Here is a 21757-nt window from a genome sequence, read left to right as displayed (position 1 = left end):
GGAGGCAAATGTAATGAAGAATACGTATCAACTTCAAATTCCGAAAGAACTAGAGCAGTATCGTAGTATTTTAGAAGAAAGTGTGAAACCTTATATTAAAGCGTCTGGAACATTAGCAGAGACAACGCTTTTTGAGAGTAAATTTGGTGGTTATCCGTATTTACCTATAGATCAAGAGCATCCTAAAGATTCAAATGGACAACCTATGATGTTACTTGCGCAGCTAAACTTTGAAGAAATGCCGCATGTTGAATATATGCCTCAAAAGGGTATGCTACAGTTTTTCGTAAGTGCTGAAGATGAGCTTTACGGAGCAGATTTTGATCATCCAACAATCCAAAAAGACTTTCGAATTATTTATCATTCTACAATTATAGAAGATTTAAATAAGGTTATTACTGATTTTAGTTATTTAAACACTTCAGAATTAGAGGACTTTATCATACCTGAAGCAGCGAAATTAAAGTTTGAATTGGGTTATCAGCCCGTAACATCAAGGGATTATCGATTTGAAAAGATGTTTAGTGAGGAAATTGATTGGGAAGAAATTGTTGATGAAAAAAATAATACAGAATTAGGCGAACTGTATGATGATTTATGTAAAGATCAAGGGCATAAAATTGGTGGTTATCCATTTTTCACACAGACAGATCCAAGGGAATGGGAAGAAAAATACCAGCAACATGATATATTATTGCTGCAAATCGATACAGATGATTCATTAAATATTATGTGGGGAGATTCTGGTGTTGCTAATTTCTTTATAAAGAAAGACGATTTATTAAATCTAGATTTTTCCAATGTTATTTACAATTGGGATTGTTACTAAAAATAGATAAATGGATTACTAGCTAGCAAAAGAAATCTTCCTGAAGGTGAGGAGGATTTTTTTACGTTAAAAATAAACGTTATGTTAACTAGAATGAAGAATACAATGAAAGTCAAGCGTAAATAAAAGAAATAACAACAAAAATATAAAATAATAAAACATATGTAATTAGCAATAAATCTATAAAGCAAAACATAAAATGAAATTTATCATTTGTATAGAAAAATTTATTTCGCATAAAAAAATTCCGTGCGAATCAAAATTATTTTTGACTCGTTAAACGATAATTAATCGATTAAGATTTGTTGTGATTAATTTATAGCAAAATAAACGATAAAAACTGTAGAAATTCATTTAGATAAGATTTTATGTGAATCTCATTAAAAATCCCTGTTTCGTCTCATTAAGTATAGTTTACTTGGTTTTTGATACAGATAAACACTTACTCTATACAACTTCGTATAATATATATTATGTTAACTAGTAAAAAGTAATAAACTTATTATATGTTAGTTATGGTTGTTAGGCTCCCCTTTTTAATTGGGTTCATAATGTGTTGTAGATTGTGTGGTTATTTGTTTTTTAAGTTATTTATGTTGTGTTATTGATAAGAATGTTTCCGTGTATAATTTATATTTTAGTTAATAAAAAACGCAATTCGTTCACTTTAAACGAATTGCGTTGATATGATTAAGAATAAGTTTTTAAAATTAGTTTGCTACAGCAATTGCTTCGATTTCGATTAATAATTTATTGTTAATCAATTTGTTAACTTCTACAGCTGAACTTGCTGGTGGATTGTTTGTGTTGATGTATTGATCTCGAATATCTCTAACAATGGCCATTTGAGAAATGTCTGTTAAGAAAAATGTTAATTTTACTACATCATTAAAATTTAAGTCTGAAGCTTCTAATGCGCTTTTAATATTTTCAAATACTTGGCGCGTTTGTGTAGCTAAATCATCAATGCCAACTATTTGACCATCAGCATTAATCGCTACTTGTCCAGATATGTAAATGGTTCGTTTAGCGTTACTAACTTCAACTACATGTGAGTATCCAAAAGTTGCTGGCATTGTTTCTGGATTATATTTAAACCGGTTATAATTCTTGTTTTTAGAAATCTTCTTGGTTCTTGATTTATATAATTACGATTTGGAAACATTTTCGTTTCGCTCTTCTGTCGTTAATCCTGAAGCCATACCATAATCGCGTTCTATAAAATTATCCATTTCAATAAGATCTACTGGTATTAACATGTATGTATTTATGATTTCAGCTGTGTGCTTTGCTCTTGATAAAGGACTAGAAATAATAATGTCCCATTGTTTTTCACGTAAATACAAACCGCATTTTTCAGCTTGTTGTATACCATTTTTATTTAGCTTAATGTTCTCACGATCTTGGAGCTTTCCAATAGTATTCCACTCAGTTTCCCCGTTCCTAACTAAGCATATAACAGTCATACACGTATCCTCCTGCTACAATATGAAGTTAAATTCTAACATGCAGTTTAAAGAATTATATATGTTTGATTTCCTCGAGAACTGCTTCTAATTACGTCTTGTTTTATTAATTCATTAGTTACTTTTGTATAGAAAAAGTGATACCACCATATAAAAAATTCTTCATAGGTTATTTCCATTGAGTATCTGCTGCTTACATAATATTCTTTAAGAGGTTGATCATTTTCCTTTAACAATAAGATTAATTCTTCACTAATTGTGTTAGCGATTCCGCAAAATATTCTTCAAGTATTTCCTTATTCGCAGTTATTAAATTCAAAGTTGTATATCGTGTGTTTCTATAAAGGCCAATTTGAACTTCTCCTAAATCTAAATACGTATTACCATACATTCCAAAGGACTCTTTGTCTGTTTGTTCTTGTTCTAGAATCGCATAATAATATCTTTTATTGTTTCTCAAAGGCCATTCTGTTTCTAAATAGTTTTCTTCAATGTTAATTATTTGTCCAAAATCTAATAACACAACCACTATATAGTAAAAGACTATACGATTCTTTAGATAAATGATTAAATGTCTCGATTCTTTTAGACATAGCATCAATTTGATTAGAATACTTTTCAATTATGTTAAGTGCAGTTTTAATTAGAGGCTCACATAGGTTATACAGTTTTTCTCCTTCATTAGCTGTTATAACCATACATGTTGGATAGTAACTCCCTTCTGTCTCATTCAATAAACCTTCTAGTTCTAATGCGTGCATTTGTTTTTCGAATTCCTCGTTAGTCCAATTTAGCTTCGTTTTTATAGTATTTGATTCTATGCCCAGATGGAGCATTACAAGTAAATATTGAAGGTTTGTTCCGCTTATTTTTAGAGTTGGATAATTGTCACCTGATGAAATCATTTTTGTCTCATAAGTTGTTTTAAGTATTTTCTCCGGAGAATAATTAGCATGCATTTTAAAATCCCTTCTTTTTTAGTAATTTCATTGTAAAATCTATGTATTTACTATGTTCTATAAATAAAAATAAGTATCCTTTAATGATTTCAAATAAAAAACCTTAGTATAGCTATGTTAATACCTATACTAAGGTTATCTAGAATTTTATATTGTATTATTGCTATTTGTATATATCAAATTAATTTGTTCATATTCTTTTTTAAATTGATTATCATTTTTTATCCAACGTTTAAATGTTAATTCATTAATATTTATATTTGAACATGCGGTAGTAATACATTTGTTTTTCTCATAATCTTTAAGGAAGTTTTCTTTTCTTTGCATAACTGCAGCTTGAGTTCTTTTTAATTTTCGATCTTGTAATTGTTCTAAACTTACATGTTCTTTATGAAATGTTTCATATTTTCTATGCAAATATATATCTTTGTCTTTATAAATCCAATTTGCAAAAAGCTGAATTGATTTTCTCCCAGTTAGCATGACACGATAATGTGTATTTTGATTTAAAAGGTTAGAATTTAAGTTGTAATTTTGCAGAACTTGGTTTAGAGAGTTCATAAAATTATATGATCCTCCTACAAAACTTACTGTATATGCTTCATAATTGACATAACCATCTCCGTCAAAATACCCTCGAATAAAATGATGCAGATATTCATCTGGTACGAATGGAAATTCTACAGTAAATGATTTACAAGGCTTGATTCCGTGAATATTCATAAGATCTTTTTTAATTGTTTTACTATTGAGGTTTAACATATATACGCCTGTTTTTTTGTTTTGATAAAGCGGCTGGTTTGTGTTTAATTCTTTTTTTATATCGTTTAGAATGTCACTTTCTTTTTGCGAGATACTGACACATTGATTTTCTTTTGGTATAACACCGTCTGCTGTTATAAATCCTAAAATATAAGCCATGTTATTTGACCAAGTTTTAAAATAATCTTCTATTAAATCATACTTTCTCTTCCAACTACCTATAGCTCGTCTGGGCACGTTTTTTTCTTTTAAAACCATACGAATATATCCAGCAGACACATTGGCAAGTACAGCTATTTCTGAGGTGCTCTTCCCTTTTGTATAAAGCTGAATCATTTCAGATTTTGATAGTTTACATTTTGACTTCTTTTTTCTTTCTTCAAGCATTTATAGACTCTCCTTCCTTTGGATAATTAGTTACCTACCTGCTTCTATAACATATAACGAAACGTACGTTCTTTGTTGTTTATGAGAAAGAATTTACTTAAACAAAACAATTTACAAATACATAATATTAGTTTTAGCTGCTGCTAAATGAATTCTATTTTTTATATGTAAATAATAAATTTGAAGAATTTATGAAATGTACTGCATTTAAGATGAAAGGTAAAATGATTTCGTTTAAACTACAATTAGCTACAATAACAACATACGTATATTGTTAAACGTAAAAAGGAGAACTAATGAAAAAGAAATATATGAATCAAATTCCGACTGATGTAAGTTTTAATCCGAAAGATATTATCGGTTTAATGACTGATTACTTTAAAATGAAAACAAAGCTACGTCCTATAAAAGACTTACCTATCGTTTTACCGAATAAAGATAATGGGTCTTTAGAGAATGTTACATGGTTTGGTCACTCTGCTTCTCTTTTGAAAATAGAAGGTAAAAAGCTGTTGTTAGATCCTATGTTTGGCGATGCCTCTTCCCCGTTCCCTGTTTTTAATAGTAAACGTTATAGTGGTGCTTTTTCTTTAGAACGTGAAGATTTCAAGGAAATTGATGCGATTATCATTTCTCATAATCACTATGATCATTTAAATTACAAAAGTATTATGCGGTTAAAAGATCGTGCGAAGCATTTTTATGTCCCGATTGGAGTTGCGCGTTATCTTATTAAATGGGGTGTTTCACCTAGTAAAATTAGTGAACATAATTGGTGGGATGAAATTACGTTTGATAATATTAAGTTAGTTTGCGCTCCTGCAAGGCATTTCTCTGGACGAAGTATGACAGATAAAGATCGTTCTTTATGGTGTTCATGGCTTATTATTGGTCAAGAAACGAAAGTTTTCTTTAGCGGTGATAGTGGCTATGCTCCGCACTTTAAGGAGATTGGTAATAAATATGGTCCATTCGATCTTACTTTAATGGAATGCGGGCAGTACGATACGAGATGGTCTGCAATTCATATGTTGCCAGAAGAAACAGTACAAGCTCATATTGACGTTAAAGGAGAATTGCTCGTTCCTATTCATTGGGGTGCTTTTACGTTAGCATTACATGAATGGAGTGATCCTATTGAACGTGTTACGAAAGAAGCAAATCGTTTAGGGGTTAATATTTCAACGCCACAAATCGGTGAAGCTATTGCGTTACAATCTAGAGAATATCCTACGTCAGCTTGGTGGCGAGAAGTGTGATTATAATAAAAAGCGAACCGATTTAATATTGATGGTTCGCTTTTTATTCATTTATGACTGATCTATTAAAATTCTCTGTTTTATCTACTGGAATTGCGGTTTTCATCTTTTCTGTTGTCCAATATCCTGTAGGGTCTTCTATATCGTTTGAATCTTGAATAGCAGATGGGATACCGGGGGCTTTTTTTAGTTGAGTAAGAGTATCTTTTTCGCTAGAGGTTGCCAATGCTAAGTAAATAATTAAGGGTATTATAATAGTAATACTAGTTATATATATCCAAAATAAGTGATTTCCTTTTTTCATGAGCTCCTCCTTCTATTACATACTAATCTCCCCTAATTACTACTTTACTATGCTGGTCTGCTTAGCTAATTCTTTATTCTTATACTCTACTAATTTATGATTTGATAAAACGCAAGAGTGCTCTAATATTAATTCATTATAAAGTACTTCAGTTAAAAATTTAGGTATCATCTCTCCTACGCCGTAATTATAGTCACTTAGAATCCAAGATACCTCTTTCCAATCTAGAATTCCTTCTGAGACTTTTTTTGGAGTGTGATATGTAAATTCATTAAGTAGCTTTACTAAATAGACATACATGCCACCAGAATATGAGGAATCCTCCCATTTAATAATGCCTTTAAATTGAATTTGATTTTGTTCAACATCTATATTTGTTTCTTCTTTTATTTCACGAATTGCATTTTCTAACGGTGTTTCTCCTTTTTCTATCTTCCCTCCTACACCATTCCATAATCCTTTTACAGGATCATATTCTCTATTTAGCATAAGTATTTCTTCATTTCTTTATATAAAACATAAAGTGTGCTTGTACATAATTTAATTCCTTCCTTTGTTCTCAATAAGTTCTAACAGGTGATATTAAATATACTGCTGCAGATTGTTCACCTGCTTCAATTAATATCGGTCTCATGGAACCGCCAAAACTTAAAGTAACTCTATCTTCTTTTATTGCTTTTAAAGTATCGACCATATATCGTCCGTCGAAAGATATATTTAATTGCTTTTCACCGTGAATCGCATCTATTTGTTGTGTCTCGGATATTTTACCAATTTGAGAAGCGTTGGAAGAAATTTGTATTGTGCATTCGTCGATGATTTCTAAGTTAACGTTGTTGTTTGCCCATTCACTAGCCAATAAACTTGACCGATCTACACCTTGTAAAATCTTTTTTCTATCTATATTAATAATAGTTTGGGATTCATTTGGAATTAGGCCGGATATATTAGGATATTTCCCTTCAATTAGCCTTGAATACAACGTAATTGTACCGAATTTAAAAATAATGTGACTCTCTGAAAGATATATGTATACTAAATTTGAATTACTGTTCATTAATTTTAGTAGTTCACTAATAGTGGAACTTGGTACAATGCAATTTAATTTCGCATGTGAAGAAATGGGTATTTCACGTAAAGCCAGTCTGTGCGAATCAGTAGCAGCACAAATTAATTTGTTATGATCAATAACGAAATGTATGCCAGTAAGAACTCGTCTAGATTCATTTTTAGCAGTTGCAAAGACAGTTTGTTTAAAGACTTCAATTAATTGTTCCGTCTCTACTTGTATTTCTGTATGTGCGTCTAAAAATGGTACATTAGGAAATTCATTTGCCGAGATTCCATTTAAGTTTAAAGTAATTTCATCAGATTGAATTGTAATCAACTGCTCATTCATGCTTTTTATTAAAATATCACTTGGCATTTTCTTAATAATTTCAATGAAATATTTTGCTGGTACAACAATACTCCCTGCTTTTAAAATAGTTGTAATTTGTTCGTCTTCAATTGAAATAGGTATAAATTTTTCAATGAAAATATTCGAATTACTTGCGATTAAAGTAATTCCAGATTGATCTGCTGTTATCTTTATTCCGGATAATATAGGAATTAAAGTTTTTGTTGAGATAGCTTTACTTACTTCTGAAAGAGCTTGTGTAAATTGTTTGTGATTAACGATAAACTCCATTTTTCCCCCGCCTTAAATGAAATACTATCTTTATGAAGATTGATGAATAATAGTTCCATTAAAAATATAAGGAACTGTTTCTTTCTTTTGTAAAAGGCTTTTTAAGTGTTCTGGTATACGTAAATAAGGTTCTGCTGAATCTAATTCCATCCAGGTAATCTCCTCAATCTCTTTTGGCCGTGATATACAGATTTCCCCTCCGGTTATTTCTCCTAAAAAATTAAAGAAGATTGCATGATGTCCTCTCTCCTCAAAAAAGGCTTCACTAATGGAACAAACCCCTTTTACAGATATGTCTAGCCCTGTTTCTTCTTTCACTTCACGAATTGCTGCCTCTTCTAACGTTTCCCCGAATTTAACTGCTCCACCTGGTAAAGTGTAATAAGAACCATTTTCCCCTTTGTTTTTAACCATTAATAGCTTTTCATGAGTTTCATCATATAGAAGTGCGTATGTAACATTTACTTTTTTCATATGTAACCCCCTTGAATGGTAAAAATTTTCTGTCTTTATTTCATTCTATCATTAAATTGTTTGGATTCATAAAAAGTAATTTGAATAAATAACTAATACGAAACGATATCGTGTTCATAGACACACAAAAGAAAAGAGCATATTTTGAAAAAGATTAATCATAATACACTCTTTAATGATTCATTTATAACCTTTTTTCTAAATAGTAATGATTATGCCCTTTAGGATGATCTTCACTTACCCCTATCACTTTATACCCATGTTTCTTATAAAAATTAGGGGCTTGGAAACTAAAAGTATCTAATTTGATTAGCCTACATTCTTTTTTAATTGCAAATTCTTCAATAAGATTCATTAAATTGCTTCCGTAACCTTCGTGCCTGTATTCTTCTGAAACCCATAGGAAGTCAACATGTACATGGTACCAAAATGTGATTGCCGTTATCCCTCCTACTATGTCTTCTTTTTCATTTTTCACTATAAAACTAATCTTTTCTGAAGGTGTTTTTTCTTCATTTGAAAGTTGTTTTTGGTTATATTCAATTACTTTTTCTCTTATGTAATCACTATCTTCTTGTACCCATTGCTTTACTATTTGTATTTTAACTATCACGCCCCTTTACATTATTTGTTCAATTTAATAATCGGAATGTCCTATCTTCTTTAATGTTAGATTATGAAATAAGTACAGGGAAAAAATTAGATTTTTTGAATGTTATCCATTGTTTATACATTTTTTTGTAAAGCAAAAGAGCCCTAGTATAAGGACTCTTTCTTAGCATTAAGCTATTTTTCGATTTAACGATTTGATTTCCTTCTTCTTTTCTGCATTTGGAGGGCGGATTACTATAGAGATAACGAAAGATATAACACATAGAACACCGATTGTAATGAAGGTTGGCTGAAATCCGCCAAGTAGTGCTCCAATGAATGATCCTGCAAGTGCACCAAATCCGAAACCTTGGTAAACAATCCCATAGTTTGTACTATGGTTTTTTAATCCGAAGAAGTCTCCCACAATTGCTGGGAAGATAGTGATGTTACCACCAAAGCAAAAGGCAACACTTGCTACACAAGCAAAATAAATCCCGTAATTTAGTGGAATAAAACTTAAAGTGAAGACGGACAATCCAATAATAATAAATGTAGCAGAGACGATTTTTAATCGACCTATTTTATCTGATAACGTTCCAAGAATAATTCTACCTATTGTATTAAAGATTGCGATCATTGCGACGGCATTAGCGGCAGTCGCTGCACTAAGACCAACGAGCTGCACCCCGATGTCTTTTACCATACCGATTAAATACAGTCCGCCCATACATGATGTGAATAACATGAAAAATAAGAGATATACTTGTTTTGTTTTCATCATTTCACGCGGCGTATAATCATTGTGTAACGTTTCAGTTGCAGTGTTACTTACAATTGCTTCACGTAAGAAGAATGATCCTATCAACACTAATAGTAAGACGATAATACCCCAATATAAAAATGCTTGTGATACTCCAAGACTGTTGATAAGATTTCCGTTTATATATCTAAAGATTAAGCTGCCCATTCCATATGCCGAAACAGATATACCAGAAATAAGTCCTTTACGGTTTGGAAACCATTTAATTAAATTAGATAGTGATGTAATATATGCTGTTCCATCAGCGTATCCAACGACAACACCGGCTAATAGATAAAGTAATGGTAATGAGGAAACTTGTGAACTAAGTATTAAACCGAGTCCTAAAACAATTCCTGCAGTAGCGATAAGTTTACGAAGTCCAAATTTTTGTTGTAGCTTTCCTGCAAATAGAGTTGAGAATGATAAAGAAAAACTCGTAATTGAAAACGTGATCGCGACTGAATTGAGGTTCCATCCAAACTTACTTACAAGGGGTTGATTAAATAAACTCCATGTGTAAATTGTTCCTAGGCCAATTTGAACAATGATTGTGCCTAGAACAATTAGCAATGGATTTATAGATGTTTGTTTCATGCTAACTGTCCCCTTCTTTTATCATGACATGAATTTTCACAGTTAGTATATCCATGATAAATTGCAAGATACTGTAAGGAAAATGGAAATTGAGTTAGCTTACACAAAAAGACACTTCATCAAGAAGTGCCTTTTTGTAGGTTATATACAGCATTTAAAGAAAGCTTTGTTAAGATAAGACATTTTCGAATGCTTATGTATATATGTTATCAAATAATTTGCTGAAAGTGATGAGACTTAAGACGTATTTTTCTTTCATAAATAAGTCGGAGAGAAAATTAATATTCAATTTCCTCAAAGTCTTTCGGCTGCGGTACAGTTTGCATATTAGCTGCATCTTTCGGATCGCTATAAATCGCGTTTTGTTCTGTGTTTACATCCTTTATATTTTGCTTTTTATTTTTAGTCACTTCTTTTTTCATTAAAGTTCACTCCTTTTTATTATAGGAGTAGTTATACCCTAACCATAGTATTTTTACTGCTACTAAATGTATCAGCGACTAAATTGCTAAATTCACGTAAATAATATAAATAATTATCCCCACCATAGTTGTATCTTTTATTGTACATTTTAGCAACGACGACATTATATTCTGGAATGACTAATATCGTTGGTCCTGTAATTCCTAATATTTGATAGGAACCTTTAGGAACTCGCTCACCAAGTTCGCTAAATAAAGCAGGTTCATTTTGAACGAACCAAAACAACCCGTTTTGAGGTAGTTCTTTATTTGTATACTCTGGACTTTGTAAGCTCGTAGCAAGTGCTATAACTTCTTTTGGCACAATTTGTTTACCATTTAAGAACCCGTTATTTAAATGCAGGTTCCCCCAGTATGCAAATTCTCTCGTAGAGACAAAAAGATTTTTCTCGGAGCCGTCATCTACTGCACCAACACTATTTATTGCATCTTCATCTGGATTTACAACAACCTTAACTAAATTATCATCTTGTTTTATTCTCCATCCAGTTTCCTTGAAATCAGCAGGTATGAATACACGCTCCTTTAATAGTTCAGGAAAACTTTTGTTATACAAGTGATCAATAAGCTGCGTCACCATTCTTACATTAATATCTCTGTACGCCCAAGCTTGTCCCGGCTCAAATTCACGAAAAGCTGTCCCATCATCGGTTTCATTTAAACCGTGTGAATGAGTTACTAGATGTCTTATCGTTGTCTTACCGAGTAATGAAGGATCATGTTTTTCAAAATAATTTACTGCCTCGTCATCAAGAGATTTTATTTTCCCCTCATAAACAGCATAAGCTACCATTAATCCTAAATAGCTTTTTCTTGCGGAAGCGACATTGAACTGTGAAGATATGGTTACTTTTTTACTAGTAGGAGTATTTGAATGCGTTCCACTATAATGCTCTAGCACAATCTTATTATCTTTAATAATACAAAGTGCTGCCGTAGAACTTTGATTTGTCTCTTTAATGTTTTCTACCCATGAAATTAATTTTTCATATTTGTACAAATAAATATCCCCCTAAAACATATAAAAATAACAGCATGAAAGAAAAGTTTCAATACATTATAACTTTGCATCTGCACTTTTCTTTCATGTGAAATATTATAGATCTATAATACTTAAATAAACCACCAGTTCCAGCAATTAGAACAGCTGAAACAACCAACACAGCCTACACAGCCTACACAACCGCCGCAACGTCCGCCGCCACAACCACCACAGCGACCACCACAACCGCCACAACGTCCGCCACCACCGCATCCGCCACAACGACGTGCATCGTCTTGAATGTAGTAATATGGATATTGATTTTGTTGCTGATCCCAATACACAACATTACCAGGTTGATAAGCATTAAGGTTTAACGCTTGTAGTTCTTGTTGAAATTCATTCATTATGAAACCCTCCATTTACAAATGTAAATTCCGTCCAAATTTTCGAGTTTATTTACTTTTAAAAATAAAGTAGAAATAAGGCTATAGACTAAATGCGTACATCAACAAAATATGACTTTACACTAGGTGATGTACCTTGTTTATGAGCCTATTTTCTTTATATTCTTTTAGTGAACGGAATTAATATAAATAGAGACAATTAAAAGTTGCTAATCCAGCAAGTTAATAGTTCATCACTTAATTTTCTTTCTAGTAATTCTTTTACTGAAGGTGTCGGCATTATTGTATAGGAATTTATATTTTCTTTATTAAAATCAATCCAGTGAAATGCTAAATGGGACTCTTTAGATATTGGAGTGAAATCGGATTTTAACTCATTTGAATCTATTTCAAAAATGTGGTTAATTTCATAGTGGAGGGTTTCTTTGGCTTGCCATTGATTTTCTATGACGCCTAAAAATTGTTTTATACTGCAAGTTACTCCGAGTTCTTCTCGTAACTCTCTTATTAGTGCATTCTCTGCTGATTCCCCAATTTCAACATGGCCACCGGGTAAAAAATAGTGATGTCCTATGTATTCAGCAACTAGTAATTTTTCATCTTTTATCATGATAGCTCGTACAATATGATGGAATTTACTTTTCATTTTGTATTCCTCCTAATCATTCACTTTATACTTGCTCGGAAATTTTCATTTAAAAGCGGGATAATATAAATCATAGGTGTTTCATATGGGTGAATTTCATTGATAATTGCAAGAGTACCTTTTACAAGTTCTCGTTTATACGTTAATTAAAACTAATAATTTTGATAAATGATTCTAAAAAAGAGTATGTTTATGAAGAAAATTATCAAAACATACTCTTAATATTTTTAGTTGATTCATTCTTTTACAATAAGGTTTGATTAGCCCTATTCTTTGCGGCCTCAAAATCGAAGCCGTAGCTAAAGTATGCAATCACTACTATTCTCTAAGCAAATCTATTCTCTACTTCAAATTTACCTGCCTGTACAAATTTTAGACTCTTAACGAACAACGAAAGCCTCTTGCGGCATAGTAAGATTCTGCCCCATTGTGATACACAAAGACGTGTCCAAAGCGATAATCGCAAAAAAGGGCACCGCCAAGTTCTCTAATATCAGAAGGTGTTTGCACCCAACTCGACGTCTTCATATCGAAATTTTCAAGATTATGTAATGTACGATATTCTTCTTCCGTTAATAGTTCAATACCCATGGCAGTTGCCATATCAATAGCGTTATTTTCTGGTTTATGTTTCTTTCTTGATTCTAGTGCTTCAAGATCGTAACAAACACTTCTACGACCTTTAGGACTTTCTGCTGAACAATCATAAAAAATATATTCGCCTTTTTCTTTATCAAAATCAACAACATCAGGTTCGCCACCAGTTCGTTCCATTTCGTTGAGCGACCACAACTTTTCAGTATTAGCATCCAGCCTTTCTTGAACATTAGCCCATTCTAAACCTTTATGACGGTTCATATTATTATCAAAACGATCTTTCAATGTTTGTAGTAATTCTTCACGTTGCTCTAGTGACAACTCTTTTTTATTGCTTTCTTTCATATTAGTTCCTCCATTGATGTTTTTATTAATGATAGTTTAAGTATATATAAATACTGTTTTATAATAAAATGTTTAAATAATTGCGTGAATTGAGTTTGCGATAATTTATATGAATTAGTACAACCAATTCTCCGCATCTCCGCAATATGACCCTTTAACGGAACAACTTATTGTTTCAAAACAGTACATCTTTATTTCAACAACAATAAGCGATATACTTCCTCACCGTCATATACATTTCCTAATGGTTTAAAATCATAACATTCATATAGTTTCTTTGCAGAAATATTATCTTTATGGACAGTTAATCTAATTTCCTCACACTCTTTAAAGTTATTTTTTATTAAGTTAATGATTTCCTGTAATGCTGCTTTTCCATATCCTTTTCCTTGCTCTTTTTCATCAATGATAAATCCGTTAATCCAATACATATCTGTTGACTCTCGTACAAAAGCATGCATAATAAAACCAACTATAAGGTCACCATCATATATAGCGAATGGAATATATTCGACATTTTCACCATCTGGTTTTATGTATACTTTAGCAAGTGATACTGCCACTGCCGGAACAAAGTGTATTTGGTTTTCTTTAACTTGTAACTTTAATGCGTCTTCCCAATTTTCTCTCGTAACAATTTTTAATTGGACGTTCACTATTTTAAGCTCCTTTAAAAAGAGAATTTATCTTTTATATTCAACGGAGTGAAATGATTCCCTTTTTCGACATCAACTTATAACATGATTTTCATAAAATCCTGAATAAATTTTTCCTCATCTAATTGTAACGCTATACGCGCCCCTTCAGATTTAGAGTGTGGGCGAAAGTCAGCAAAAGTTTGTCCCTTCGTTTCGCCACATATGTCTACAGTCACTTTTCGAGATGTATAATTTAAAAATGTAGGATTCACTAAACCGCTTATAGCAAGTACATCGTGTAATAATGGCCCTTCAATAGATGGATTGAGTTTTTGGTATGCTGATAAATAATAATCGTACAGGGGTTTCATAATCGACTTAAATGGATTTTGTGTATTAACTAAAATGTAAGTAAATACACTTGGGGTTAAAACCGTTTTATTTGTTACATTTAAAGGGAATAACGTTATATTTTTCGCTTGCTGAAATACAATTTGACTTGCTATAGGATCTCCGTACACGTTTGCCTCTGCTAATGGAGTAACATTCCCTGCTTCTAAAAAGACACCACCCATAAGATAAATTCCTTTTATATTTAACATCAAGTCGTTCCATAAATTAAAAGCAATCGCTAACGAGGTAGATCTTCCTACATCGACAATTGTTAAATCTTCTCCATACTTTACAAGAATCGCAGCAATACTACCAAAATTGTATATAGGAATAGATAACACACTTTCCGGTACATGGATGGGCCCTAATCCTTCTGGTCCATGAATTTCAGGGTAATACGTTGTAATTTCATTTGTAAGTGGGCCTGTTGCACCGCTAATTACAGGAATATCTTGTCTGTTTGCTAACTGTAAAATATATGCGGCATTATGAGCGGCATGTATATGTTCAACATTTCCATATCCAGTTACGATACCAACGATTTCAATTTCAGGATGCAGTAAGCCATACATAATTGCAAACGAATCATCAATACCTGGGTCTCCAAAAAATAAAACCTTCTCCAAGAAATGCACTCCTTTCACAGGTAAGATAATTATGTATATGTGGAAATAATTTAAATCTATACAGTTCTAAGCAAATATTAATGGTGAGTAATGTATTGATAAAAAAGAACTAGCATTATGCTAGTTCTTTTGCAGATAAATAATCTACCAGTTTAATTAAATCTCGTACAAATATTGGACTAGCTGATTTTAATATAGATTTTTTCACTATATTTATAGAATTGAAGGTCTTTTATTAATCCGAAATTTTGCATTTAAATTGCAAATACTCGCAGGGATGTCTTACCATACTTTTTCACTCTCAATTTGCTTATAATCATCTTTATTAAATGTTAAATGAGCAATCACAACTCCAAGTATAGTAATTCCCCCTCCAATTATCGAAACAAAGGTTGGCACCTCACCTAACCATATCCAAGCGATAAAACATGCAGTTACTGGTGTTAAATATAGAGAACTTGTTGCCTCAGAAGCACTGGCATGGGATGTAATATATGCTAATGCAATATACGGCAGTACTGTCGGGAACAAACCTAAATATATAACACTCAAAGTAACTTCTATAGGAGCTGCTACAATTTCTTCATAAATCCCTGGCAAAAAAATAAGCATAAATACAGTACCAGACCAAATTGTATATATTGTAAATGGCAAGAAACCGTACTTTTTTAAGTATGGCCTTTGAAAAACAAAAAATAGACTTTCTGAAATTGCCGCCAATAATATTAGTAATCCCCCACTATTCAATTGAATGGAATCTCCTTGACTTAACGATAAAAAAGCAATTCCTACAAAACTAATTACACCACCGATCCAACCATTTAATTTCATTTTTTCATTCAAAAAAATAGAAGCAAGAATTGCCGTTAATATAGGTGTTACTGATACAATTAAACTAGCAGGTCCAGCATTCACACTCTTTTCACCGTAGTTCAGTGCAATATGATAAATTGTAAATCCAAGAGCACCAAATATAAAAATTACTGGAATATCTTTCAAATCAGGTAAACGTAATTTGTATATAAGTGAAAACAGAAAAAGAATCAAAGAAGCGATTAATAATCGTAGCAAAGTAAGGTGTTCAGGGGTGTAAGCTTCAAGCCCCATCCGAATTCCTGGAAAAGCTGTTCCCCATATAAGAATCGTAAAAGCGTGAGCACATACAATACGAAAATCCCATTTTTTATTATGCATATTTTCTCTCCCTCTCCAATAAACCAGCCATTTTCTAATTACCAATTATTTCTTTTCATCATATTTAATAGTTGATACAATGTCTTCAACCAGTTAATCCTCGAAAAAACCAACCACTTTGCATTTTTAAAATGAATGAGGGAGTTTTTAATATGTCTACTGATAAAAAACTGCCTAAATATCGGCAGATAATAGACTATATGAAAGAAAAAATTGAATACGGAGAATGGCCGATTGGAAGTAAGGTTCCTAGCCAGCGGCAGTTAGCGAAATTATTTCATGTAAATCGTAGTACTGTAATAACTGCACTAGAAGAACTTATGGCAGATGGCTTAATTCAAGGGCAAATCGGGTCAGGAACAATTGTAACGAATAATACATGGTCATTATTAGCCACCAATCCCCCGCCCGATTGGAGTGAATATGTAAAGGCTGGTATTCATAAACCAAGCAAGTTAATGGTACGAGAAATAAATGAAGCAGAAGCAAATAAAAAATTGATTCATCTTAGTAAGGGAGAACTTGCACCTCATCTTTTCCCGTTAGAAACTATGCAATTCATTATGCGTAACGTATGTGAGGAACTAGATTATTTCGGATATGAAGAACAAAAAGGATATCTCCCTTTACGTGAAGCAATAAGTAATTATGTAAAATCATTTGGAATAAATACATCACCAAGCTCTATATTAATAGTCTCTGGTGCATTACAGGCATTACAATTAATATCAATCGGTCTTTTACATAGAGAGTCAACTGTTTTACTTGAACGACCTTCTTACTTATATTCTCTTCACGTATTTCAATCGGCTAATATTCACCTTTCTGGAATACAGATGGATCAACATGGAATTATCCCTAATGATTTGTTAAGAAGAATTAATTATAGTCAAAAGAAAAATATTTTATATTCGATTCCTTGTTTTCAAAATCCGACGGGTGTATTAATGTCCAAGGATCGACGAAAAGAAATACTAAGAATATGCGAAAAAGAACAATTGCCTATCATTGAAGATGATATTTACCGTGAGTTATGGATGGATGAACTACCGCCCCCTCCTTTAAAGTCGATGGATAAATATGGACATGTTTTATATATCGGTAGTCTATCTAAAACACTTAGCCCAGGACTTAGGATTGGTTGGATTATCGGACCAGAGCCTGTTATTGAGAGATTATCAGACATAAAAATGCAAACTGACTATGGGTCAAGTTCTTTATCTCAAAGAGTTGCGACGGAATGGTTAAGTAAAGCTTTTTATGAGGAGCACGTAGCGAATGTAAGGATTCACCTAAAAGAGCGGAGACGAATAATGATACAAGCCTTAAATAAGTATTGTGCAGATATTGCCACGTGGGATATTCCTAGCGGCGGATTTTTTATATGGCTAAGAGTGATACCTAACATTCCGATGAAAAAACTGTTTTCAGAAGCATTATCAAATGGAATTCTTTTAAATCCGGGACGTATTTATGAGGAAGAATCAGATCAGTTTATACGTTTATCTTATGGGTATTCTTCCCCTGAACAAATTACTCAAGGTATTATTATATTAAGTAATTTGATTCGTAAGTTAATGGCATAATAAAAAGATCCTCTTTGTATAAAGAGGGTCTTTTGTGTACCTTTTCTACCATAATCTCATTTCCTGTCCTAATAAAATAAGTTCTTTATAGGGATCACCATCAATTTTTAATACTTGCGCAAAAGCCGGTTCTGTTTTTACGCCTTGTTCTTTTAATTCAATTACTTCTTCTCTAATGTGTGGGTGCTGCATTAATAGCATGTGCTCCACTATCATATGTTTATATGCATTTTGGTTACGTACTGGCCGCGGTTGAGCAAATAATTCAAATTCAAAACCTTCAAATTGAAAATTCACCTTTATTGTTAAGATATTTTTAATGATTTTCTTTTTCATTTCAAATCCTTCGTATGAGCCATACAATGATCTAATTTCCTGTTCAAAAAAATCATAATTATGTACTTCCATTACAATGTCTAAGTCAGAATGAAGGGTATCAACTCTAATAGGGATTGTCCCGCAAAGTACAGGGCTATATAAAGCTAAATCCTCCATTATGTTTAGTTTATTAATAACTTCGTAAACTTTTTGTTGCTTATCATTCCCAGATTGTAAATATGTAATAGATGTAAACATAGAAGTCTCTCCTTCATTTAACGTAATACTCATCTCACTAAATTTGAGAAAAAATTTAATCATTTCATTTTGTTCTAGGAGTACCTTTATTTCAATATATTAAGGCGAACTAACTATATTTTTCAACTTTTCTCCTATACTGCAATACTATAAAAATAAAAAAGGAGGAACTTTTATGAGCATTTTCAACATTCTTTTGACCATACACATATTATTTGGAACCATATGTTTAATTACTGGTATTGTAGCGATGGTTGCTCAAAAAAAGAAAGGAAAACATACGGAATGGGGCGAAATATATCATGCATCTTATGTTGTCATAACCCTGACGGCAATTATATTGGCCATTATAAAGTGGGATGAAATCGCATATTTATTTTATGTAGCAATTTTCTCTTATTCATTTGCGATTTATGGCTACCTTGCAAGAAAAAAGCGTTGGAAAAATTGGATTCGCCACCATATTAGAGGTATGTTAGGCTCCTATATCGGTGCCGTAACCGCACTTTTAGTAAACGTCGGAATTCATATTCCAATTATTAATGTACTGCCACCTATATGGTTTTGGTTTTTACCTACCTTAATTGGCATTCCTCTCGTAGCCAGTGTATCAAAAAAATATAAAAAACAGAGGAAAAATTAGTTGCATTTTGATTAATTTCTGAGTAATCTTATGAAAAATTATGCTTAATACAGCAAATAGTATGATTATTTCGATTCCATATAACCTATGATATAATAGGTTACCATCTAAATTAAATATAGGAGGATTTTAATGATACTATCACAAGATAAAAACATTAAACTAGTGATACATGCAATTACTTTATTATCTTTCTTGGCCTTTTTCCTCTTTGGTAATACACTTTTCTTTATACCGCTCATACTTTATTTCGTTTTCAAATCACAAAGTATAAAAGAGATGAATCTAGAATCAGCCCTTTTCCAATTTGGAGTATGGCTCGCTGTATTTCTTTGGAACTTCGTAATAATCCGTACGATCATGCTTTCCTTATTACACATTGACTTGAGTACAAATTCCTTATTTGTTATTTTTGGAACAATTCCATTATATACAATACTTTTAGCCGCCGTAATTTTAGGACCACTTAAAGGGATTTTATATGAATTACAAAATAAAGAATTTCATTATCCTATTGTTTCACGATGGGTGCATAGAACTAAATAAAAAGAATCCAATATTTTTATTGGATTCTTTTTATTTTCTCTTTTGCATAGTTATTTAAACTTCGGCTCAATGTATTCAATTATGTTACCATCAGGAAAACAGCCGTACATCATTTCCTATCGGGTAATTCTTTTTATTTATGATTTTTCAAATCCAATATTGAATGTAAACGATCCGGATAATTAGTAAACATGCCGTCTACACCCCATACTAGTAACTTTTTCATATCTTTTTCATTATCTACTGTAAATGGATGAACTTCTAATCCATAATTCTTTATTTTTTTTACGTAGGCTGCATCAATATATTTGTAATTCATACCAAGACCTATGCAGTATGTTTTATACTTTTCTATTTCTGATTCTGTTAATTGAACTGCTTTTTTATATGATAATAATTGTACTAGCGGTATATTAGCATTTAAACTATGAATCTTTCGCAGACTTTCTTCACTGAATGATTGAATAATAACTTTATCATTTATTTGGTAGTGATTAATAAATGATAATAGTTTTTCTTCCATTCCAGGATATTCATCTGGTGATTTTGTTTCGATATAATAGTTAGGATTATGTCCAAACGTTTCAATAATTTCTTCTAGTGTTGGAACTGTAGCATCTTCAAATTCTTTCTTTGCTAAATTGGAATGCTTTTTATTGAAAAAAGATCCTGCATTTAGTTTCTTTATTTCTTCTAATGTATGTTCTTTAACTAATCCCACACCGTTTGTTGTACGGTTTAATGTTTCATCATGCATAGCTATTAAATGCCCATCTTTTGTCATTTGGAGATCTATTTCTATATAGTCACCTTTTAATTGTTGTCCTAATGTATAAGCCACTATTGTATGTTCTGGTGCATATGCAGAAGCACCTCTATGCGCAATGTTTTTTATATGATTTGATTGATTAGTAGCTTTTATATAATTATGTTCATTTACTTGTTGAAAAACAAAGATGCTTATTACTGTGAAGAAACAAATGATTGTAATTATAGATGTTTTTTTCATAACGATATGTTAACTCCTATATTTAAAACAATTTGACTTGGATGATTTACTCAAATAAATGCCGATTTTCAAAAACAGTCATTTGTCCTACAACTTGAAAGCCGGATTTTTTATAAATATTTATTCCATCAGGTGAAGCTTGTAATACACAATACGTATTTTTTAGTTGTTTAGCTTCTTGCAGCAAGAAATTAAACATAGTAGAGCCGAATCCTTGTCCTCTCATTTCTTCCTTAGTCGCTATATCATAAATACCGACACTATCTTTCGTACATACTAAAGAGCCAACAGATACTACCTCACCTTTATAAAGACCTAAGTATAGTTTCATGTTATCGCTATTCCATAAATTTAAAGAAGAAATTTGATTATAGTATGCTTGAACGTGAGTAGCTTCTGCTGATGTACCGAATAAAGCTGCTAACGTTTCACCAAATTGTTGTATTTGTTCTGGCGATGTTGCGTTTTGTATTGTAAAACCTACTGGTATGTCTATTGTAGGAAGAATTGTTTGTAAATCTGCAACCATTGCAATATTATTTTCTGCTTCTTTTAATCTAAGTTTTAGTAAATCGTTCTTAAGTGTATTCTCTCGCTTTGCATCCCAACACCAAACACTCATGGGGAACCCTTTTTGATTAAAGTGTTCTATCTCCGCACATAATTCTTCGTTTCCTTCCGTTAAGTTGTTGTTTAATAAAGTAATAATATTAAATGTATCTGTAGGTAAACCACAGTTAACGGCAATATAATCCTTCGTTTTCTTTAAACTCATCCCTCGCACATGACGAGCAACATATGAAGTTTTGTATATAAAATTATCTATAAGTAACTTTTGATAATTCATCAATTATGCTCCTTTTAAAAAATAGTAATTAAATAACACCTATATTAAATATAACATATAAGAAATTTCACTTAATCAATGAAATCCCTCTTTTTAACCCCTTTATATCACACAATGTAG

At 31.9% G+C, this 21757-nt stretch carries 24 protein-coding genes and 2 pseudogenes; 5 read left to right on the top strand and 21 right to left on the bottom strand.

Annotated features, from left to right (window positions below):
* The first annotated feature begins 13 nt into the window (after positions 1–13).
* The gene (locus tag SB773_RS08385; protein ID WP_410589460.1) at positions 14–829 is read left to right on the top strand and encodes a YwqG family protein; all 816 of its coding nucleotides are present in this window, start codon (positions 14–16) and stop codon (positions 827–829) included.
* Between the two features lie 710 nt (positions 830–1539).
* Here SB773_RS08385 and SB773_RS08380 read toward each other — a convergent pair.
* From SB773_RS08380 to SB773_RS08365, 4 genes and pseudogenes are all read right to left on the bottom strand, one after another.
* On the bottom strand, positions 1540–1905 hold the full coding sequence (locus tag SB773_RS08380) for a RidA family protein (RefSeq protein WP_410589458.1): 366 nt from the start codon (positions 1903–1905) through the stop codon (positions 1540–1542).
* Positions 1905–2295, bottom strand: a pseudogene (locus tag SB773_RS08375) (histidine phosphatase family protein); the annotation flags it as partial. The gene SB773_RS08380 and the pseudogene SB773_RS08375, both read right to left, overlap by 1 nt.
* A 47-nt stretch (positions 2296–2342) precedes the next feature.
* A pseudogene (locus SB773_RS08370) lies at positions 2343–3254 on the bottom strand (hypothetical protein).
* A gap of 147 nt (positions 3255–3401) precedes the next feature.
* Positions 3402–4403, bottom strand: a complete 1002-nt coding sequence (locus SB773_RS08365) for an LAGLIDADG family homing endonuclease (protein WP_410589456.1) — start codon at positions 4401–4403, stop codon at positions 3402–3404.
* 296 nt (positions 4404–4699) lie between these two features.
* Here SB773_RS08365 and SB773_RS08360 point away from each other — a divergent pair, with 296 nt between their 5' ends.
* Positions 4700–5662, top strand: coding sequence for an MBL fold metallo-hydrolase (locus tag SB773_RS08360; protein ID WP_410589454.1), 963 nt, complete (start codon positions 4700–4702; stop codon positions 5660–5662).
* Between the two features lie 43 nt (positions 5663–5705).
* On the opposite strand, the gene SB773_RS08355 is transcribed toward SB773_RS08360, so the two are convergent.
* From SB773_RS08355 to SB773_RS08290, 14 genes are all read right to left on the bottom strand, one after another.
* Complete coding sequence (locus tag SB773_RS08355; protein ID WP_410589452.1) at positions 5706–5966, bottom strand: hypothetical protein; 261 nt, start codon at positions 5964–5966, stop codon at positions 5706–5708.
* Between the two features lie 39 nt (positions 5967–6005).
* Positions 6006–6461: an NUDIX hydrolase gene (locus SB773_RS08350; RefSeq protein WP_410589651.1), complete on the bottom strand. Its 456-nt coding sequence runs from the start codon at positions 6459–6461 to the stop codon at positions 6006–6008.
* Positions 6462–6525: 64 nt separating this feature from the next.
* Entirely contained in the window at positions 6526–7656 is a 1131-nt protein-coding gene (gene dnaN / locus SB773_RS08345) for a DNA polymerase III subunit beta (RefSeq protein WP_410589450.1), read from the bottom strand.
* A 30-nt stretch (positions 7657–7686) separates the two neighbouring features.
* Positions 7687–8130 (bottom strand): NUDIX hydrolase, encoded by a 444-nt coding sequence (locus tag SB773_RS08340; protein WP_002085308.1) that lies wholly within the window; start codon positions 8128–8130, stop codon positions 7687–7689.
* Between the two features lie 184 nt (positions 8131–8314).
* Entirely contained in the window at positions 8315–8731 is a 417-nt protein-coding gene (locus SB773_RS08335) for a GNAT family N-acetyltransferase (RefSeq protein ID WP_410589649.1), read from the bottom strand.
* A gap of 180 nt (positions 8732–8911) precedes the next feature.
* On the bottom strand, positions 8912–10120 hold the full coding sequence (locus SB773_RS08330; RefSeq protein WP_002032385.1) for an L-lactate MFS transporter: 1209 nt from the start codon (positions 10118–10120) through the stop codon (positions 8912–8914).
* A gap of 278 nt (positions 10121–10398) precedes the next feature.
* A complete protein-coding gene (locus SB773_RS08325; protein ID WP_410589447.1) occupies positions 10399–10542 on the bottom strand; it encodes a hypothetical protein in 144 nt (47 codons plus the stop codon).
* A gap of 31 nt (positions 10543–10573) precedes the next feature.
* Positions 10574–11602, bottom strand: coding sequence for a serine hydrolase domain-containing protein (locus SB773_RS08320; protein ID WP_410589445.1), 1029 nt, complete (start codon positions 11600–11602; stop codon positions 10574–10576).
* A 113-nt stretch (positions 11603–11715) separates the two neighbouring features.
* Positions 11716–11991, bottom strand: a complete 276-nt coding sequence (locus SB773_RS08315) for a heterocycloanthracin/sonorensin family bacteriocin (protein ID WP_001001869.1) — start codon at positions 11989–11991, stop codon at positions 11716–11718.
* Between the two features lie 199 nt (positions 11992–12190).
* Positions 12191–12637: an NUDIX domain-containing protein gene (locus SB773_RS08310; RefSeq protein WP_410589442.1), complete on the bottom strand. Its 447-nt coding sequence runs from the start codon at positions 12635–12637 to the stop codon at positions 12191–12193.
* A 372-nt stretch (positions 12638–13009) separates the two neighbouring features.
* Complete coding sequence (locus SB773_RS08305) at positions 13010–13579, bottom strand: DUF4256 domain-containing protein (protein ID WP_410589440.1); 570 nt, start codon at positions 13577–13579, stop codon at positions 13010–13012.
* 191 nt (positions 13580–13770) lie between these two features.
* The gene (locus tag SB773_RS08300; RefSeq protein ID WP_002032392.1) at positions 13771–14235 is read right to left on the bottom strand and encodes a GNAT family N-acetyltransferase; all 465 of its coding nucleotides are present in this window, start codon (positions 14233–14235) and stop codon (positions 13771–13773) included.
* A 77-nt stretch (positions 14236–14312) separates the two neighbouring features.
* Positions 14313–15236 carry a nucleoside hydrolase gene (locus SB773_RS08295; RefSeq protein ID WP_410589438.1) on the bottom strand — a complete coding sequence of 308 codons (924 nt, stop codon included), beginning with the start codon at positions 15234–15236 and terminating at the stop codon, positions 14313–14315.
* Positions 15237–15518: 282 nt separating this feature from the next.
* Positions 15519–16430, bottom strand: coding sequence for a DMT family transporter (locus SB773_RS08290; RefSeq protein WP_410589436.1), 912 nt, complete (start codon positions 16428–16430; stop codon positions 15519–15521).
* Positions 16431–16582: 152 nt separating this feature from the next.
* On the opposite strand from SB773_RS08290, the gene pdxR reads away from it, so the two are divergent.
* Positions 16583–18016, top strand: coding sequence for a MocR-like pyridoxine biosynthesis transcription factor PdxR (pdxR, locus tag SB773_RS08285; protein ID WP_241875578.1), 1434 nt, complete (start codon positions 16583–16585; stop codon positions 18014–18016).
* A gap of 45 nt (positions 18017–18061) precedes the next feature.
* On the opposite strand, the gene SB773_RS08280 is transcribed toward pdxR, so the two are convergent.
* On the bottom strand, positions 18062–18592 hold the full coding sequence (locus SB773_RS08280; protein ID WP_044441603.1) for a DUF4269 domain-containing protein: 531 nt from the start codon (positions 18590–18592) through the stop codon (positions 18062–18064).
* A 175-nt stretch (positions 18593–18767) separates the two neighbouring features.
* On the opposite strand from SB773_RS08280, the gene SB773_RS08275 reads away from it, so the two are divergent.
* The gene (locus SB773_RS08275) at positions 18768–19235 is read left to right on the top strand and encodes a DUF2306 domain-containing protein (RefSeq protein ID WP_410589433.1); all 468 of its coding nucleotides are present in this window, start codon (positions 18768–18770) and stop codon (positions 19233–19235) included.
* A gap of 132 nt (positions 19236–19367) precedes the next feature.
* Positions 19368–19781 carry a magnetosome magnetite crystal formation protein family gene (locus SB773_RS08270; RefSeq protein WP_088291851.1) on the top strand — a complete coding sequence of 138 codons (414 nt, stop codon included), beginning with the start codon at positions 19368–19370 and terminating at the stop codon, positions 19779–19781.
* Between the two features lie 133 nt (positions 19782–19914).
* Here SB773_RS08270 and SB773_RS08265 read toward each other — a convergent pair whose 3' ends face one another.
* Both SB773_RS08265 and SB773_RS08260 read right to left on the bottom strand, forming a co-directional pair.
* A complete protein-coding gene (locus SB773_RS08265) occupies positions 19915–20790 on the bottom strand; it encodes a glycerophosphodiester phosphodiesterase (RefSeq protein ID WP_060751182.1) in 876 nt (291 codons plus the stop codon).
* 46 nt (positions 20791–20836) lie between these two features.
* Positions 20837–21637 carry a GNAT family N-acetyltransferase gene (locus SB773_RS08260; protein ID WP_410589430.1) on the bottom strand — a complete coding sequence of 267 codons (801 nt, stop codon included), beginning with the start codon at positions 21635–21637 and terminating at the stop codon, positions 20837–20839.
* Positions 21638–21757: the final 120 nt, after the last annotated feature.

Source organism: Bacillus sp. SIMBA_074 (assembly GCF_046534555.1).
Lineage (GTDB): Bacteria > Bacillota > Bacilli > Bacillales > Bacillaceae_G > Bacillus_A > Bacillus_A mycoides.
This window is presented reverse-complemented; position numbering and strand designations above follow the sequence as displayed.